The sequence below is a fragment of the Marinobacter sp. KMM 10035 genome, assembly GCF_046537445.1.
GTDB classification, from domain to species: domain Bacteria; phylum Pseudomonadota; class Gammaproteobacteria; order Pseudomonadales; family Oleiphilaceae; genus Marinobacter; species Marinobacter sediminicola.
The window spans coordinates 885,458-903,289 of record NZ_JBBVMG010000001.1 but is presented as its reverse complement, the minus strand read 5'-3'; the positions used below and the strand labels follow the sequence as shown (position 1 = coordinate 903,289).

Genomic DNA, 17,832 nt, shown 5'->3' with positions numbered 1-17,832 from the left:
TTTGCGTTATCGATGCATCATGGCAGGTCGGTAACCGCGCCGGTGGATGCAGAGCTTACTGTGCGAGCATATTTCGCAAGCACACCACGGGTAAATCGTGGTTCGGGAGCAACCCAGGCTTTGCGCCGGCGCCCAAGCTCTTCGTCAGGAACATCCAATACCATGGTGTTTGCGACGGCATCGATGATGATTGTATCGCCATCCTCAACCAACGCAATGGGACCACCTTCTGCCGCTTCCGGGCTGATATGCCCCACCACAAAACCGTGACTGCCCCCGGAGAAACGTCCATCCGTAATCAAGGCCACGTCGTTACCAAGACCCTTGCCCATGATGGCCGACGTAGGTGTGAGCATTTCACGCATTCCTGGCCCACCCTTCGGACCCTCGTAACGGATCACCAGTACGTCGCCAGCAACCACGGTTCCATCGATAATCCGCTCTTGCGCTTCCTCTTCCGAATGAAACACCCGGGCTCGTCCGGAAAAATGAGTGCCCTCTTTACCGGTGATCTTGGCAACAGCGCCTTCCGGTGCCAGGTTACCGTGAAGAATGCGCAAGTGGCTATCTGCTTTCACCGGGTTATCGAATGCCCGGATAATGTCCTGACCTTCCGGGTAAGGGTCTACTTCAGCCAGGTTTTGCGCCAGCGATTGTCCTGTAACCGTCAGGCAGTCACCATGCAAAAGCCCCCGCTCCAACAGCATCTTCATCAGCGGCTGTATACCACCAATCGTCACCAATTCCGACATCATGTAGTGGCCGCTGGGGCGCAGGTCTGCAAGAACAGGAACGCGCTTACCAATCTCTACGAAGTCTTCCAGGCTCAGCTCCACATCGACCGTGCTGGCCATAGCCAACAGGTGAAGAACCGCGTTGGTTGAGCCGCCCAAAGCGATCACGACGGTAATCGCGTTCTCAAATGCTTCGCGGGTCATGATGTCCGAAGGCTTGATGTCTTTATCCAGAAGATTCAAAACCGCCGCTCCAGCAGCGCGACAGTCATCCAGCTTGTTATTGGATACCGCATTCTGGGCAGAACTGCCCGGAAGGCTCATGCCCATAGCTTCAATCGCCGATGCCATGGTGTTGGCGGTGTACATGCCACCACAGGAACCCGGGCCGGGAATGGCCGTTTCTTCAATCTGTTTTACTTCGATTAAATCAAGATCGCCTCGGGCGTGGGCGCCTACTGCTTCGAACACCGACACAATATCGGTGTGATTTTCACCGGGTAGAATCGTACCGCCATACACAAACACCGATGGCCGGTTGAGCCGCGCCAGCCCCATAATGCAACCGGGCATATTTTTGTCGCAACCGCCGATTGCAACCAGTCCGTCGAATCCTTCACAGCCCGCGACGGTTTCAATGGAATCCGCAATGACTTCCCGGGACACCAGTGAATACTTCATTCCCAAGGTACCATTGGCGATACCGTCAGACACTGTAATGGTATTGAAGATCAATGACTTGCCACCAGCTGCATCCGCACCCGTCGAAGAGGCTTCTGCCAATTCGTGAATGTGCATGTTGCATGGCGTCAGATTGCTCCAGGTAGAGGCGATACCAATCTGCGGCTTACGGAAATCCTCATCGGTAAAACCGACAGCTCGGAGCATTGCCCGGCTGGCAGACTTGCCCACTCCATCCACCACGGGGGCGGAATAACGGCGGCGTTTGTCATCAGTCATCGATCTCTCCCAAAAATATGGTTCTCAAACAAAATTAATGCCAGAAGCGAGCCCACCTGACCTGCATCAAACAGCAGATTGCAGGCGCCCTCTACAATAATTGCACAATTTTTGTGCATTGGAGGCACATTATGCCATCACACATCTCGCCATCCACGGCCTGTTCCGAGTATGAACTCTGGCGCAAGGGCTATGGCGTTATCCAACATACCGAGACCACTTGCGAGCGTGTTCAGCATCTGGCGGCACACCTTGTTGCCAAAGGTCTTCAACCTGATTCAGCAACAGTCTACCGCAAGTTGGCGGATCTTGACCGGTTAACCAGCGCTGGCATGTGGCTGGTAGTACACATGACCTACGCAAATCGCGTAGACACCTCCGGTGCACCACTGGCCCCAACGGACTTCAAAAGCACTCCGGAAGGTCACACCGGCGGAGCGTTGAATATGGTGCCGGCTTACGCAGCTTATATGGCACTCAACAACCTGACGGGCCAAACCCGCAGCTGGCTTATGGGCCAGGGCCATTGCGTAGCCGCCATTGATGCGTTGAATGTGCTAACGGGCAATCTCCTTCCGGAGCAGCATAAACGCTACACCGGAACAGAGGGGCTGTCACGGATGGTAGCGGATTTTTACAGTTACCAACAAAAACCGGACGGCAGCGTGGCAGCGCCGCTGGGTAGCCATGTTAATCCCTACACAGCGGGAGGCATTATTGAGGGTGGCTATCTGGGCTTTGCCGAGCTTCAGTACGCACACATGCCATTGCCCGGAGAGTCTCTGGTCGCCTTTCTATCCGATGGTGCCGCCGAAGAACAGCGCGGCAGTGACTGGATTCCCCGTTGGTGGCGGGCAGCCGATTGTGGTCTGGTAACCCCCGTTATGATTGCCAACGGTCGCCGCATTGAGCAACGTACTGAGTTGGGCACCCGCGAAGGGCTGGAGCGATTCGAGGCCAGACTGGAGGCCCTTGGCTTCGAGCCATTCAGGTTTGACGGCCGCGACCCGGCAGCCTTCGTGTGCGCCCTTGCAGAGATGGAAAATACACTGCAACAAAGAAGTGAGGAAGCACTGGCAGGCGCGCTGGGCTATCCGGTTCGAATGCCCTACGGTATTGCCGAAACCGTAAAAGGCTTTGGCTTTTATGGCGCCGGCCTGAACCCTGCCCACAACCTGCCGCTACCAGGCAATCCACGCATGGATATTCGCGCCCGGGAGCTGTTTCAGACGCACGCGCACCGCCTTTGGGTTGCGCCAGAAGAACTTGCGCAAAGCGTGCAGCGGCTAAAAGAACACACCGAGCAATCCCGCCCCTTGGAGCGCGATCACCCGCTGGCAAGGCGCGATCCGCCCGATCTTGTTATTCCCGCCATCCCTGACCGGGCTGACTCGGTTTCTCCCATGCAGGCCGTGGATGATTTTTTCTGCGCTCTGGTTGCGCAAAACCCGAATCTTCGAGCCCGTGTAGGCAACCCGGATGAACTTGCCAGTAACCGCCTGACCTGCGTTCTGGAAAACCTGAAACACCGGGTGAACGAGCCGGAGAACGATTCTGAGTCGGTTCATGGCAACATCATCACGGCGCTGAACGAGGAAGCGGTTGTATCTGCCTGTCTGGCGAATAAAGCCGGGATAAACCTGGTGGCCAGCTACGAAGCATTCTGTGTAAAAATGCTTGGCGCTATCCGCCAGGAACTTATCTTTACTCGCCACCAAAAGGCCCTGGGCCGCCCGGCCCGCTGGCTTGGCCTGCCGGTTATTGCCACATCCCACACCTGGGAAAATGGCAAAAATGAACAGTCCCACCAAGACACCACTTTTTGTGAGAGCCTGCTGGGTGAAATGAACGATGTATCCCGGGTGCTCTTTCCTGCCGATTACAACAGTGCGCTGGCGGTTCTTCCTTCAGTATTTGCCAAGCGAGGCAGTATCAGCTGCATGGTTATTCCTAAACGCAATCGGCCGTGCGTATTCGATGCGCAGGAAGCAGAAGCACTCGCAAGGAGCGGGGCGCTGGTGGTAGACGAAGACACCTCCGGGGGAGAGCCGATATTGCTGATTGCGAACGGAGCCTACCAGCTTTCGGAAGCAATCCGCGCTTGCGAGCGGTTGCGCGATACCAGCACCTCGTTTCGTTTGGTCTATATTCAGGAACCCGGGCGGTTCAGGGAGCCAAGAGACACCCTGGAGGCGGAGAATTGTGCTTCAGAGTTTGAACGGGAACGCCTGTTTCCGGGCCGGTTACATCGTAGAGTTGCTCTCACCCACATGCGCCCCGAAGTATTTCGCGGACACATGCACCCGCTGTTCCCCGATCCTGCCCACAGCAGGGTGCTGGGCTACATTAACCGGGGCGGCACACTGAATGAGGCTGGAATGGTGTTTGCCAACGGCTGCTCCTGGGGCCACGCTTTAGCAGCCTGTGCCAGTGTTCTGGACAAGCCACCCGGGGAGTGGCTATCCAGTGCTGAACTTGCGGCAGTGGAAGGCCGCGGTGACCCTGCATTGATCACCCGCGGCTTGTGCTGATGATCAGGAGGGAACAGATTCCACGTAACGATTGCCCGCACCGGGCCGAACTCTCCGGCTTGTGCTGCGGGCGGTATCGATGGCGTAGTCACGGGATTTGATGGTATCGACAAAGTACCAATCAGACCGGGCTTCCTCGGCAGTGAAGGTCACGATCATAAATCCGCGCTGGTTGATGTTCAGGTAGTCCAGATCATCCGCCAGCAGGCTAATACCCTGCTCAGCGCCTGAAATCTGATCCTCGTCAAGCTCAAGGTATTCCTCCAGACCCGGCGATGATACCGACGGCGCAGCAAACTCCACTCCAACCTGATCCCCATAGATGTCTTTCAGGTTATTGGCCCAGGCGTTGTGGGTATCGCCGGCCAGTACCACCAGGTTTCTCTCCAGCGCTTTGGCTGTGCCCAGCACCACTTCCCGCTCATACTGGTAACCGTCCCAAGCGTCCAGGTTATAGGGTGCTACCGTTTCAATCCGTGCCAACTCTTCAGGGGTGAGCGACAGGTCGTTTGCCAGCTTACGCCCCTTGAGTACTGCTAATTCTCCAAGCGCCTGCGGCAAACCGTCAAACTGCTCCGTCGCTATAGCCATCAACAGCTCTGCGGGCAGGTTCATACGCCCCATCAGTATCTGCTGGCCCAGCACCTGCCAGGTCGCTGTGGAGTAGCCCATGGAAGCTTGCAGCCAGAGCAGTTGTTCGGCACCCAACAATGTGCGGTTGGTGCTTCCCACATCCGCTCTGAAGCTGGCCTCATCAAGCCCCGTCTGAGTGAAATAATCCTGGTAGTCCAACTGTTTATCCCGCCCCATGTGACGGGTATCCAGCATGTGCAGATCCACCAGGTTACCGAACCGGAAGGTGCGGAAAATTGCCTCATCATTACCTTCGATCACTGGGCGGATGGGCATCCACTCAAAGTACGCCTGCAAGGCTTCAAGCTTGCGGGTGCCGTAGTCGCCTTCCCCGGCATTGTGGTTTTCGGCTCCGTTTTCCCAGGCATCGTTGGCGATTTCATGGTCATCCCAAACAACGATAAACGGCACTTTCTGGTGCAGTGCCTGCAGATCTGCGTCGCCACGGTAAATTCCATACCGGCGACGGTAATCCTTCAGCTCTATTAACTCCAGGTTGTTATCTGCCGGGAAGGTGCGACCCAGCGCAGCGGCATCAGACGCAGCGTAACTGCCAGATTCACTGCTGTACTCGTAGATATAGTCACCCAGGTGCAAAACTGCATCCAGATCATCACGCTTGCTGAGTTCGCGATAAACGTTGAAATAGCCTGCAGGGTAGTTGGCACAAGACACCACAGCCAGCCGAACGGAGTCCACAGCACCCTCTGGCAAGGTCAGCGTTGTGCCCGAAGGGGACCGGCTATCCGCCGTGCGGAACCGATAATAATATTTTTGTGCCGGGGCGAGCCCACGCACATCCACTTTAACGGTAAAGTCGTGGGCGTTTTTGGCGTCGGCCGTGCCAGAGTGGACCAGTTGCTCAAACCCGGGGTCGGTTGCCACTTCCCAGGCCACACTTACCGGCTTTTCAAAATCCCTGTCTGGCACTACACGGGTCCATAGAACCACACCGTTTGCCAGCGGGTCACCACTTGCCACACCGTGAGTGAAATCCGTGGTGCGTTTATCGTCGCTATCAAATACGCACCCGGCCAAGCCAGTTGACACTACTACAGCGCCCATACCCATAGCAGAGGCTTTCAGGAAATCCCGTCTCGTCAGTTTTGTCATTGTTATATTTCCTTTGAATTCTTGGAGGCTGGGCGCCCGACGCCCAATACGCAACAGCTTATGCCGCTGAAGGAGTCACAATGAAATCTAGTCTGCTTGCATGCAAAACGCACTGCTAAATTGCGACAACGCGATGCCAAATTGCGACACGCAATCAGCCATCCAAAATGCATTCACAATGAAAAAGGTTAACAGGCAGGACTAACGGGAATATGCGAGGTAACAGGTGCCCGGCTGGGCGAGCACCTATGGTGCGGTGCCTAAGACTGCCGTGGATCGGTCTCGGCTACCCATGGGAGGGTGTTATGGCTATCCCGGAAGGCAATCAAGCTTTCGATACCGGTGAAGTCCACAAGATCACGAAAATCAAGCCAGTCTACCAGGCAATAGAGGCAGATGGCCGGGTAGTTCCATTCTTCAAACTGGCCATCTTCCACTTGCGCCGCAAGCGTGCGCAGAGTTGTCATAATACGCTCACGCTGCAAATCAAAAAACAGTACGCCGGGCGCATCTACATCCACGCCGGACCGTCTTGCTAGCAACAGGGTAACTGCTGAGTCATTAGCGCCATCAATCAGGGTTAGCTGGTTTTGCTGATCCCATGTGAGTGGGTCTCTTCCCTGTTTGGAGCTGAGATAGCGGGCAATAATCCGCGAGTCATAAATTTCCTGACCATCGCTTTCCAGCACAGGTATTTTCAGTGCGGGATTGGCTCTTCTGATTTCGTCACGGTCTGCGCCGTAAATATCGAGATTCACAAAGTCGTAGCGCTCCTCGTCCAGCAGAATGCGGATGCGCCGAACATAGGGCGAGGTAGTTGATCCAATCAGCTTCATAAGCTCTCCGGTTGTGTAACCCAGTGATACTCTTTGTTGACACTCATGGGTAACGATCGCCAGCAATTCTCTTTAAACAACTTACTGTGCTTGGCTGAAAATGTACCACATTAGTGCTTCAGTGCAGGAAAAGAACCGAGCCCTTATAACGAAAAAAAGGCAGCCGAAGCTGCCTTTTTGGCGGTTACTACTCTATCCGAGTGGGATTAGAGAGGAGTAACGTTTTCCGCCTGAGGACCTTTCTGGCCCTGGGTAACGGTGAACTCAACTTGCTGGCCTTCAGCCAGAGTCTTGAAACCGCCGCCCTGAATTGCGCTGTAGTGAACAAAAACGTCCGGGCCGCCTTCACGAGTGATAAAGCCAAAGCCTTTAGCTTCGTTGAAGAACTTAACAGTACCGGTAGTAGTAGACATACTTAAACTTCCTGAAATCAATCATATTAACTGCTGCCATTCACTGAATGTGGCTGGTCAGCGTTGTACGGAAATACAGAACTCGCGGAATCAAAAACAGGACGGTCACTACTAACTGCGGAGTACGTCTTATTCATGAAATGCTTTGCTGAATCTTTCCTTCCAAAACACTCTACTACTGAATCACCAACTTGCCAAGTAGATTTAAAATAAATCCACTAGGTAGTCATACCCATTTAGCCTTTCATTAGACTAAAGGTGTAAATACCCAATGCAGTCATGAGTATAGAGCCAATTACATGGGCGAGAATCCCGGTTATGGCCATTGCCCATTTGCCATCCTGGATAGCGGAAACCATTTCCAGTGAAAAGGTAGAAAATGTTGTCAGTGCGCCACACAAGCCGGTGATAGCAAACAGGCGCCACTCAGGCGCCAGTGTGCTGGCATGACTGAAATAGCCAATGAGCAAGCCAACCAGCCAGCCGCCGCCGAGGTTGGCTGCGAGGGTGCCATAGGGAATCGCGTGGTAACTGGTGTTCAACCACAGCCCCAGCAACCAACGCAGGTTGGCGCCAACAACGGCGCCAACACTCACGGCCAAAAAAGACAGCCACATATTAGCGGCCTGCCCCGTTACGCTGGGTTGTGATCAATCACCGTATCCTTGTTGCGGGCAAACTCATCAAACGGGAAGTCGTCCACGGTGAGCATGTCGTACACCACGGCTTCGTACTCATCCATGAACCTGGCTTCTTCTTTGGTGAAAATGCCTGCCTCTAACGCAGCGTCAAAACGCTGCTCCGGATGCAAAGCCGTCATTGGCAGTTCGCCTTTAGCGTATGCCTTGGTGGCTTTGCGATAGAGCTGCTCAGCTTTGTCATAATCTTTCAGCAAACCGTTGTAGCGCGCCACCGGATTCTCCACTGAGCCTTCGCCATCTGTGGTCCAGGTGCCCGCAAGCAGCTTGTGGCGGATAGGCGTATCGGTGGATATAAACCGCGCGATTTTGCGGGCAAGGTCATCATGGGGGTTACCCCAGCGCCGGCCCAGGGGCAGAGTGACCCCTCGCAGAACCAAAGCGACTGCACGATTTGGCAGGTTTTGCAGGAAGCCGTCCAACGCTTCTTCTGTGCGATGTAGCAATAAGCCAAGGCTGTACTGCATGACCTCTTTCTCACCTTCTACAGGCTGGGTTTCATGCCAGTTCTTGAGCACCATGGAGGCGAGATACAGATTCGACAGCATGTCACCGAGGCGCGCTGAGATCAGCTCGCGCATTTTCAGCTCGCTGCCAAGGGTGGTCATGGCTGCGTCCGAGCACAGGCCAAAGGCTGCGCTGAAGCGGGCAACTGCCTGCGCATATTTGCGGCTTGCGCTGTCAAAAGGCACGTCTGCACGGCCGATACTCAGTGCCTGGGTAAAGGCTCTTGCGGCGTTACCAAAAATCAGGCCCGCGTGGCCAAAGAAGGCGTCGTCAAATGCGTTGATGTCGTCATTATCCTTGGCCGCCAATTCTTTAAGTACATAGGGATGGCAGCGGATAGCGCCCTGGCCAAAGATCATCAGGCTGCGTGTCATGATATTCGCGCCTTCCACCGTAATGGAAACCGGTGAACCGCTATAGCCTATGCCCAGATAGTTACGGGGCCCCAGAGTCACCGTTTTCCCACCGTGAACATCCATGGCATCAGCCAGAATGCCGCGCTGGAATTCAGTCAGGTGATACTTGAGAATCGCCGAGGGCACGGCCGGCTTCTCGCCCTTGTCGATCATGTTGGCCGTGTGATTAACCGCCGCCTGGGAAATATAGGTTTTGGCAGCAATACGAGCCAGAGGCTCCTGCACGCCTTCCATATCGGCCACTGGCGTATTGAACTGGCGGCGAATGCGGGTGAAACCACCGGCAGTACCAACAGCATAGGCCGCCGCGCCTGCAGCACCGGAAGGCAAGGTGATGCAACGACCAACCGAGAGGCATTCAACCAGCATGCGCCAACCTTGGCCGGCCATATCCAGACCACCAATAATGTAGTCCAGGGGTATGAACACATCCTTGCCAATGATTGGACCGTTCAGGAAAGGACTTCCTATCGGGCAATGGCGACGACCAATCTCCATACCTTTGGTATCGCGGGGGATCAGCGCGCAGGTAATGCCATAATCCTTGGTCTCACCCACCAGCCCATCCGGGTCAAACATACGGAACGCCAAGCCCACAACCGTTGCGATGGGTGCAAGTGTGATCCAGCGCTTTTCAAAATTCAGTCTTATGCCAATAACTTCCTTGCCGTCTATCTCCTGCTTACACACGGTGCCGACATCCGGCAATGAGGTGGCATCAGAGCCTGCACGAGTGCCGGTAAGGCCAAAACAGGGAATTTCCCGGCCATCCGCCAGACGCGGCAAATAGTGTTCTTTCTGCTCTTCCGTACCGTATTTGAGCAGCAACTCGCCCGGCCCAAGAGAGTTGGGCACGCCGACGGTAACCATGAGCATTTCATTGGCCGCAATTTTTTGCAGCACGGCAGTCTGGGCTTTCGCGGAAAAGCCGAGTCCACCATATTCTTTGGGGATGATCATTCCGAAGAACTTCTCTTTCTTGAGAAAGTCCCACAACTCTTTTGGAAGGTCCGCTCGCTCTACTGCAATGTCCCACGCATTACACATGGACACTGCCTGAACGCACTGGTTATCCACAAACGCCTGCTCTTCTTCACTCAGGCCAGTGTGGCGATTGATCAACAGGTTGTGCCAATCCGGCCGCCCGGTAAACAGCTCACCATCCCAACCAACCGTACCTGCTTCAAGCGCCACTTTTTCGGTATCAGATACTTTGGGGGCAACTTTCTTGAAAATGGCAAAAATGCGTGGTGTGAGCCAGCCCTGACGAAGACCGGGCAGACCCGCCGCTGCGGTAACTGCAGCACCGATAAATAGAATCAGCGCCAGCCATCCAGATGCAAAGATCATCGACAGAACACCAACCATTACCATTACGCCAATGGCAGGCTTGGCACCGGATTCACGCCGCATGACAATCAGCAGGCCTGTCAGCGCTGCTATCAACAGAATCAAAGTCATCATAGGGTCTCTCTGTCATCCATGGGTCAACTTACAAAATGTTACGTCAAGGATATCGCAAAAAACAGCCTCACGCTGTGACGATAACCCGGATCCCTTCCAGAGCCAGACTGGCATGCCCAATGGCTTCTCGCGCAGCACCCAGCTGGTTGCGGAAATAATCAATTTCCTCGTCCCGGATAGCCGGGTTCACTTTTTTCAATGCTTCCAGCCTGCGAATCTCCGGCTCAAAGTTTGCAGCCAGCTGTTCCAGCGCCTTTTGCTTCATTGGCTCCAGATGCGGAGCAGACAGGCGCTCCACGTGATCCACCATAGTCTCTACCTGGGGCCGGATCTGCGGCACAATCGCCTGGGCGGTGCGCCGGCGAATGTTGGAGCACAGATCGTTCAGGCGATCATGGGGCAGCGCGGCGGAAAGCTCCTTTCCGTTCACGTCCACCAGCAGCCGCAATGGCGAAACCGGGAGGTAGCGGGTCAACTGCAGGGCTTCCGGCGCCGGGCAGTGCACGGTAAACAGTGCTTCCATTAGCAGGGTACCCGGTGGCAACGCCTTCACCGACAGGCTGGCCAGGGCCGCCTTGCCCAAGCCGGAGCTGGTCACCGAGTCCATCACGCCGGTCACCATGGGGTGCTCCCAGCTCATGAAGGCGATGTCTTCGCGCTCCAGCGCATGCTGGCGATCCCAGGTCACCGTTACACCGTCGTCCGGCAGCTCGGCAACGTGGCCGGCCTGATACTGCTCCCCGGGGCGCAGAATATCCGCATGGTCAGAATGATCTTCGATATCCACCCCGAGAATATCGAAGGCTTCGATCATGTAATCACGCACCTCGGCTGAACCTTCTTCCTCCTCAATTCCCGCAATCAGAGCATCAGCGATATCACGGCGGCAGGAGTTAAGCTCGATCAGCGCATCGCGACCATTTTGCAGCAGTGTTTTTAAACGGCCAGTCTCGGCAGCCGAGGCTTCAACCAGGCCATCCAGCACCGACAGATCGCCTTCAATGGCACTCGTCCATTGCTCGCCAACCTTCTCCTGTACCGCAACACCAACGGCGCAGCTTTCAGAGAACGCGTTCAGGCCTTCCTGGAACCAGCGGTACTGAACCTCTTGCGAGGTGCCCTGAAGGTAAGGGATATGAATGTCGATGGTTTCGGTTTGCCCAATACGATCCAAGCGCCCGATGCGTTGCTCGAGCAAGTCCGGGTTTGCTGGCAAATCAAACAGTACAAGGTGGTGAGCAAACTGGAAGTTGCGGCCTTCGCTGCCAATCTCTGAACAAATCAGCGCTTGGGCACCTTGTTCGTTATCAGCAAAGTAGGCAGCAGCACGATCACGTTCCACCAGGCTCAAATGCTCATGAAATGCCGCACTGCGAATACCGGCGCGAAGCTGAAGGTAGTGCTCCAGCGCCATAGCGGTTTCGGCCAGAGCGCAGATAACCACAACCTTGGCTGGCCGTAAGCTCGCCAGTTTTTTCTCCAGCCAGGCAACCCTGGGATCATCCGCCAGCCACAACTCTTCTGGCACGGATTGCTCCGGGGCCAGGCCGGGGTAACCGAACTCTTGCCCCAGATACATTTCGGGGCACTCAAGAGGAACTGCATTGGCCCGCCGCTCAGGAAACCCCTGAATGGCTGCGCGAGTATTACGGAAAAGAACCCGCCCGGTGCCATGGCGATCCAGCAGCGCATCTATAACAGCCTGCCGTGGTGAATCCCCCGCCAACAGCTGCGCCAGCTCATCACCTAGCCAGGCCTGCAATGCTTTGCGGTCATCCTCATGAATGTCTGAACTCTCATCCTGCAAGCGCCGCACTACGCCGTTAATCGCCTCGTACTGCAGCTCTTCGTCCTGAAACGCCTGCAAATCATGAAAACGTGCCGGGTCGAGCAGCCTCAACCGGGCAAAGTGACTGGCCACTCCCACCTGTTCCGGCGTCGCAGTCAGCAACAGAAGGCCTTCGCTGATTGCTGAAAGCTCCTCCACCAACTGGTATTCCGGGCTAACATCGTCTGGGCTCCACGCCAGATGGTGGGCCTCGTCCACAACCATTAGATCCCAGTCTGCTTTCAGCACATCTGCCCGAGCCTTCTCGCTGTTCACAAGAAAATCGAGGCTACACAGAACCAACTGGTCACTTTCAAAGGGGTTAACAGATGAGTCGCCGCCAAAGATATGATCCATCAAGGCGTCCACATCATCTTCCGAGTCTTTCAGGGCGTCGTAGCGGCTCTGGTCAACAATGGAGAAGCGCAGATTGAAGCGCCGGAGCATTTCCACCAGCCACTGATGAATCAACGAATCCGGTACCACGATCAGGGCCCGGCGGGCCCGGCCAGTTTGCAATTGATAATGCAGAATAAGACCGGCTTCGATGGTTTTACCAAGGCCAACCTCGTCTGCCAGAAGTACTCGCGGTGCATGACGTTTTGCGACCTCATGGGCGATATAGATCTGATGCTGCAAATGCTGTGTGCGAGCGCCAATCAGCCCCCGGGCGGGAGACGCCCGCAACCGGTCCATGTGCTGCAGTGTGGCGAAGCGCAGGCGGAAAGCGCCATTGCGGTCAAATTGGCCCGCAAACAGGCGTTGATGGGGCGCAGAGAAATTGACAGAGCCGGCAAGTTTCACCTCAGAGATCTGTTCCAGATCTGCCTCAGGCTGCTCGTCACCCTCCGCCAACGGCTCCCCGTGGTACAAAAGCACACCACCGAGATCCTCGACCGCCCGCACCAGATACCTGGAGCCATCGAAGGTCTCGATTTCCTCACCAAGCTGATACACGATGCGGGAAAGCGGCGCGTTATCAATTGCATAGGTGCGTTCTTCGTCGGCCGCAGGAAAACCCAGGGTAATCCGACGGCCAGAAATGTCTGTTACTATTCCCAGCCCGAGCGCTGTATCGCTGTGGCTGACCCAACGCTGGCCAATAGCAAGTTCCGATGCGTCCAAAAAACCTCCAAACTCTTTAATGTCGTGTTGCGCCGTTTTCGCGCACCCAATAAGCAGTCGCCCCGCAAACAGCGGCAGGAACCACAATAAGATTCAAAACAGGCACCATGGCGGCCAAAGCCACGGGCAGCCCGAAACCCAAGGCAGACAAACGGGTATTGGCAAGCAGCTGGCGCAAGGCCTTGAAACTCACTTTGTGGTTGTCTGCGGGGTAATCCACATACTGCAACGCCATCATCCAGCTGTTGAACAGAAACCAGAGCACCGCCGCAACCAGATTGACCACCGGGATCAAGCCAATGATGAACAGCCCAATAGCCCGTGGCAGGTAATAGACAATTTTTTGTACTTCCCGCCAGAGCGCTCGCGGGATGTCTTTTATGATGGCCGCCCAGCCATCATCAGTGCTGACTTCCTGGCCGGTGAGGTGCTTCTCCGTGAGTTCTGCCAGATAACCGTAGAAAGGCGAGCCAATCAGGTTGGCGATTATCACAAAGCCGTATGCCAGCATGAGCAGGATCACAGCGCCGTACAAAATCCAGAACAGCCAGTCGAGCGCCTGCAGCCAGGCCCAGTCAGGCAGCCAGCCCATGGCAGTCGCAATCAAAGCGCCGAAAAGTTCGCCCAGAAAATAGAACAACAATCCGAAGAGAAAAATGTTGATAACAAGCGGAATGACGACAAATAGCCGCAAACCAGGCTGGCGAATCAGGTGAAAGCCCTCACCCAGATAGCCCAGTCCACGAAAAAAATTACCTCTGAGCATCGCCGAATGGCCCTCCGCTTCAATGACAGTGACGGGGCGCAAAGCATATCATGTTGAAAACCTTCACACAGCCAGAGAACTCTGACGGATTTCACCAATGGGAACACTGAAACATCAACTGACAAGCCTGCTGAACTTCCGGCCGCTGTGGCGCTTTGCCTTGCTGCTGTCGGTCATTGCTATTGGCTTTCTGGCAACCACAAGCAACAGTTACCCGATCCCCTCAGCCCCCAGCGACAAAGTGAACCACTTGATCGCATTTGTTGAACTCACGCTGGTTACGCGGTTAGCCTGGCCGGAGCTCCGCGCCATCTGGTTCGCACCGGCGTTGCTGGCTTTTGGGCTGGCCATAGAAGCAGTTCAAGCCCTTCTTCCCTACCGGGACTTCTCGCTGGCAGACGTGGCCGCTGACGGCGCAGGAATACTGATTGGCCTCCTACCCTGGCCCGGACTCCCCTCAAGCAACAAAAGAGATTTGAGAAATTCGCCCAAGTCAGTGTGAGATATATCGCACAAACGTGTGCGATCTTGCAGCAATTGCTCGTGCGCACCCACTACAGCCATCACCGGGAATTAGTTAACACACTGATATGATTACGCTTCAGTAATCTCTTTGGGAAAACTCCAAACACAAGCGTGCACAGCTCACACATTTCCACACTCATCCATTGGTATAGTGGCTTCGTCAAGGATGACAAGGATAAGGACGACGCACTGGATGCACCCCGGCAAGGAATGCAGGGAGAAGCAGGGATACAGGGATACCTGGCTTAAGGGATAACTATTCGGATCGCTGGCTCGGACGCCGGCACCACGGAGTGGCAAAAGGATTCGCAACACGGTTGTTGCACTCAGCGCAAGGATGCGCCGACCTGTTCCGGTAAAGGGCAGCCTCAGGGCTGCCCTTTTTTTTCACGGATTTTCTACACATCCGCTATACTGCCGCCTCATTCTGGCAAGCAATTGAGCCCTGAAATGCCAAGCAGACCCGATACCGAAAACTACCTGTCGCTGTTCCTGAACAACACGCCTCTGATGGATGTCCGGGCACCGGTAGAGTTTGCCAGGGGCAGCTTCCCTGGCGCTGTAAACGCACCGCTGATGAATGATGAAGAGCGGCACCGGGTAGGCATCTGCTACAAGGAAAAAGGACAGGATGAAGCCATTCGGCTCGGCCACCAACTGGTTTCCGGGGATGTTCAAGCTCAGCGCATCGAAACCTGGAAGCGATTTATAGCGAACCATCCAGAAGGTTATCTGTTCTGCTTCCGTGGCGGCTTGAGATCAAGGCTAACCCAGCAGTGGATCAGGGATGCCGGCATTGATTACCCCCTCGTGAAAGGCGGCTATAAAGCCCTACGTCGGTTCCTCATCGACAGCCTCGACGAACTCATCAATTCCGCGGATTTCCGCATCATCAGTGGGCGCACAGGGACCGGCAAAACCCGCGTGCTGCATCAACTTCCCAACCCGGTAGATCTGGAAGGCCTGGCAAACCACAGGGGCTCCAGCTTCGGGCGACAAGTAACGCCGCAGCCATCCCAAATAGACTTTGAAAATCGCCTGGCCGTTGCCATGCTGAGAGCGCGCCACTTGAAGGGTGGCCCGATCTATCTCGAAGACGAAAGTCGCCTGGTTGGTCGCTGCGCACTGCCCGATGCGCTGAAAGAGCGCATGGCCCGCACACCCCTTCTGGTTCTCGAGGAATCGCTGGAAGACCGCACTCGCATTATTCGGGAAGACTATGTAGAAAATATGGCTGCTGACTACATGAGCCGTGATGGCGATGAAGCCGGCTGGCTGAATTTTCGTGACTACCTTCTGGGCGCTCTTGAACGTATCAGTAAACGGCTGGGGGGCGAACGTCACCGCCAGTTGCAGCACCTTATGGAGCGCGCGCTAACCCAGCAGGAAAGCAATGGTGACCTGGAAGGCCATGATGCCTGGATTCAGCCGCTGCTGCAGGATTACTATGATCCTATGTACGATTATCAGCTCCGGCAGAAACAGGGGAAAATCCTGGCTCGTGGAAATTCCGGCACCTTGCTCGAGTGGGCTGGAAAAGCGAACCCCGCCTAGATCATGTGGGCGCGCCCTGCAACCCACATATACCTCTGTGGCTTTGTCTGCTATATAAGGGTTTTAACCTATCCGGACATGCCGGATTTTGACTATAAAAAGCTGTAAGCATTAATCATCAGGAAACAATAAGGAACCACTATGGAAGAGCTATTCAGCGCGGACGGACGCGCCGCAGAATACATGGATCAGGCCATCGCATTGGTTATGACCTATGCCCCGAAGGTCCTGCTGGCCATTATCACACTGATTGTCGGTATGTGGCTGATCAATCGCTTTGTAAACGTACTGGATGCGAAGCTTGGCAAAAAAGACCCCACCCTGAACAAGTTCCTGTGCGGTCTTATCAGCGCAATTCTGAAGATCCTCCTGCTCGTCTCTGTCGCCTCCATGGTTGGCATTGCAACCACATCCTTCGTTGCCATCATTGGTGCTGCCGGTTTGGCTGTTGGCTTCGCGCTGCAAGGAAGTCTGGGCAACTTTGCGGGCGGCGTGCTGATCCTGCTGTTCAAGCCTTTCAAAGTAGGTGACGCGATCGAAGCACAAGGGTTTCTCGGCTCAGTGCGCGAAATCACTATCCTTTACACGATTATCGATACCTTCGATAACCGCCGTGTAGTGATCCCTAACGGCCAGCTATCCAACTCCAGCCTGACCAACATGAGCGTCTATGAAACACGTCGCTGCGATATGTCCTTTGGCATCGGTTACAGCGATGACATCGACAAGGCAAAAGACATTATTCTGCGACTGATCTCTGAAGACGAACGTGCCTTGAAAGACCCGGCGCCGCTTATCGTTGTTGGCAGCCTGGGCGACAGCTCAGTCAATCTGACCGTGCGCGCCTGGACCAAGGCCGGCGACCTATGGCCATTCAACTGGGCCATGCAAGAGGCTGTGAAGAAAGCGTTTGATGCAGAAGGTATCTCCATCCCCTTCCCCCAGCGCGACGTGCATTTGTACAAGACCGAGTGAAGTAGCAATTCGTATCGCATAGATACAACCCGTTACTCGCATTCGGCACAACCTCAGCTAAGCTGACGATTAATGACGGGGCCTGGTGGCCCCGCCAGAACGTCGTCGGAGTGGAGCTCATATCAAGCCATTCCGGGTTGCTGTCCATGCTGGTAGGAGGCTGTCACTATGCCGATTCAGCAGTTAAAAGAATTTCTGGATGGGGCAAATGTTGAATACATGTGCCTCACCCACCCCCCTGCGTTTACCGCTCAGCAACTAGCTCACCACGTGAAAATTGCGGGTGACAAGGTTGTCAAAACAGTCATTATCGAACTCGATGGAAAAATGGCCATGCTGGTCATGCCGGCAACCTGGCGTGTGCGCTGGGAAAGCCTTTCCCGCATTCTGGATACGGACTTTGTAGACCTTGCCGACGAGCAGGAATTTCAGGATCGCTTCCCGGATTGTGAAGTTGGCGCCATGCCACCCTTCGGCAGTTTGTTCGGGATGACGGTGTATTGTGCTGAGCCGCTGACAGAACAGCCGGAACTCGCCTTTGCCGCAGGCAGCCATACCGAAACCCTGCACATGAAAACCCGGGATTTCCTGAACCTGGTACAGCCCATCGTGCTCAACCGGGGCTTCATCAAGCCAGGCGCCCAGAAGCCTGCCTGGCTTAAAAAAGGTCGGCGCCAGCCAGGAGAGACCTCCGAGCAATTGGTCTCGGGCATGATAGGTTGATGGAGCTTTCGTAACCGGCTTGATCCCGGTC

Annotated in this window: 13 protein-coding genes; 5 read left to right on the top strand and 8 right to left on the bottom strand. The window is 55.1% G+C overall.

Going from position 1 to position 17,832, the window contains the following annotated elements:
* Positions 1 to 17: 17 nt before the first annotated feature.
* Positions 18 to 1,694, bottom strand: a complete 1,677-nt coding sequence (ilvD, locus tag AADB16_RS03930; RefSeq protein WP_410801519.1) for a dihydroxy-acid dehydratase — start codon at positions 1,692 to 1,694, stop codon at positions 18 to 20.
* 131 nt (positions 1,695 to 1,825) lie between these two features.
* Here ilvD and AADB16_RS03925 point away from each other — a divergent pair, with 131 nt between their 5' ends.
* Entirely contained in the window at positions 1,826 to 4,225 is a 2,400-nt protein-coding gene (locus AADB16_RS03925) for a xylulose 5-phosphate 3-epimerase (protein WP_410801517.1), read from the top strand.
* 3 nt (positions 4,226 to 4,228) lie between these two features.
* Here the strand turns inward: AADB16_RS03925 and AADB16_RS03920 are convergent, their stop codons facing one another.
* The 7 genes from AADB16_RS03920 to cysZ form a co-directional block, all read right to left on the bottom strand.
* Positions 4,229 to 5,971 carry an alkaline phosphatase D family protein gene (locus tag AADB16_RS03920; protein WP_410801515.1) on the bottom strand — a complete coding sequence of 581 codons (1,743 nt, stop codon included), beginning with the start codon at positions 5,969 to 5,971 and terminating at the stop codon, positions 4,229 to 4,231.
* A 260-nt stretch (positions 5,972 to 6,231) separates the two neighbouring features.
* On the bottom strand, positions 6,232 to 6,807 hold the full coding sequence (locus AADB16_RS03915; RefSeq protein WP_309044647.1) for a glutathione S-transferase family protein: 576 nt from the start codon (positions 6,805 to 6,807) through the stop codon (positions 6,232 to 6,234).
* Between the two features lie 206 nt (positions 6,808 to 7,013).
* Positions 7,014 to 7,220, bottom strand: a complete 207-nt coding sequence (locus AADB16_RS03910) for a cold-shock protein (RefSeq protein WP_200202291.1) — start codon at positions 7,218 to 7,220, stop codon at positions 7,014 to 7,016.
* A gap of 236 nt (positions 7,221 to 7,456) precedes the next feature.
* A complete protein-coding gene (gene crcB / locus AADB16_RS03905) occupies positions 7,457 to 7,837 on the bottom strand; it encodes a fluoride efflux transporter CrcB (RefSeq protein ID WP_309044646.1) in 381 nt (126 codons plus the stop codon).
* A gap of 17 nt (positions 7,838 to 7,854) precedes the next feature.
* Positions 7,855 to 10,305 (bottom strand): acyl-CoA dehydrogenase, encoded by a 2,451-nt coding sequence (locus AADB16_RS03900; protein WP_410801513.1) that lies wholly within the window; start codon positions 10,303 to 10,305, stop codon positions 7,855 to 7,857.
* Positions 10,306 to 10,372: 67 nt separating this feature from the next.
* A complete protein-coding gene (rapA, locus tag AADB16_RS03895) occupies positions 10,373 to 13,258 on the bottom strand; it encodes an RNA polymerase-associated protein RapA (RefSeq protein ID WP_410801511.1) in 2,886 nt (961 codons plus the stop codon).
* A 16-nt stretch (positions 13,259 to 13,274) separates the two neighbouring features.
* Positions 13,275 to 14,024, bottom strand: a complete 750-nt coding sequence (gene cysZ / locus AADB16_RS03890; RefSeq protein WP_410801509.1) for a sulfate transporter CysZ — start codon at positions 14,022 to 14,024, stop codon at positions 13,275 to 13,277.
* A gap of 97 nt (positions 14,025 to 14,121) precedes the next feature.
* Here cysZ and AADB16_RS03885 point away from each other — a divergent pair, with 97 nt between their 5' ends.
* The 4 genes from AADB16_RS03885 (at position 14,122) to AADB16_RS03870 (ending at position 17,801) form a co-directional block, all read left to right on the top strand.
* Complete coding sequence (locus tag AADB16_RS03885; protein ID WP_410801507.1) at positions 14,122 to 14,526, top strand: VanZ family protein; 405 nt, start codon at positions 14,122 to 14,124, stop codon at positions 14,524 to 14,526.
* Between the two features lie 473 nt (positions 14,527 to 14,999).
* Entirely contained in the window at positions 15,000 to 16,103 is a 1,104-nt protein-coding gene (mnmH, locus tag AADB16_RS03880) for a tRNA 2-selenouridine(34) synthase MnmH (RefSeq protein WP_410801505.1), read from the top strand.
* A gap of 141 nt (positions 16,104 to 16,244) precedes the next feature.
* Positions 16,245 to 17,078 (top strand): mechanosensitive ion channel family protein, encoded by an 834-nt coding sequence (locus AADB16_RS03875; protein WP_410801503.1) that lies wholly within the window; start codon positions 16,245 to 16,247, stop codon positions 17,076 to 17,078.
* A gap of 168 nt (positions 17,079 to 17,246) precedes the next feature.
* Entirely contained in the window at positions 17,247 to 17,801 is a 555-nt protein-coding gene (locus AADB16_RS03870) for an aminoacyl-tRNA deacylase (RefSeq protein WP_410801501.1), read from the top strand.
* The last annotated feature ends 31 nt before the right edge of the window (positions 17,802 to 17,832 follow it).

Coding starts and splice junctions, on each gene's coding strand:
- AADB16_RS03875 (WP_410801503.1), top strand. CDS start 16,245: ATGGAAGAGCTATTCAGCGCGGACGGACGCGCCGCAGAATACATGGAT.
- cysZ (WP_410801509.1), bottom strand. CDS start 14,024: ATGCTCAGAGGTAATTTTTTTCGTGGACTGGGCTATCTGGGTGAGGGC.
- mnmH (WP_410801505.1), top strand. CDS start 15,000: ATGCCAAGCAGACCCGATACCGAAAACTACCTGTCGCTGTTCCTGAAC.
- ilvD (WP_410801519.1), bottom strand. CDS start 1,694: ATGACTGATGACAAACGCCGCCGTTATTCCGCCCCCGTGGTGGATGGA.
- AADB16_RS03870 (WP_410801501.1), top strand. CDS start 17,247: ATGCCGATTCAGCAGTTAAAAGAATTTCTGGATGGGGCAAATGTTGAA.
- AADB16_RS03910 (WP_200202291.1), bottom strand. CDS start 7,220: ATGTCTACTACTACCGGTACTGTTAAGTTCTTCAACGAAGCTAAAGGC.
- crcB (WP_309044646.1), bottom strand. CDS start 7,837: ATGTGGCTGTCTTTTTTGGCCGTGAGTGTTGGCGCCGTTGTTGGCGCC.
- AADB16_RS03900 (WP_410801513.1), bottom strand. CDS start 10,305: ATGATGACTTTGATTCTGTTGATAGCAGCGCTGACAGGCCTGCTGATT.
- AADB16_RS03925 (WP_410801517.1), top strand. CDS start 1,826: ATGCCATCACACATCTCGCCATCCACGGCCTGTTCCGAGTATGAACTC.
- AADB16_RS03915 (WP_309044647.1), bottom strand. CDS start 6,807: ATGAAGCTGATTGGATCAACTACCTCGCCCTATGTTCGGCGCATCCGC.
- AADB16_RS03920 (WP_410801515.1), bottom strand. CDS start 5,971: ATGACAAAACTGACGAGACGGGATTTCCTGAAAGCCTCTGCTATGGGT.
- AADB16_RS03885 (WP_410801507.1), top strand. CDS start 14,122: ATGGGAACACTGAAACATCAACTGACAAGCCTGCTGAACTTCCGGCCG.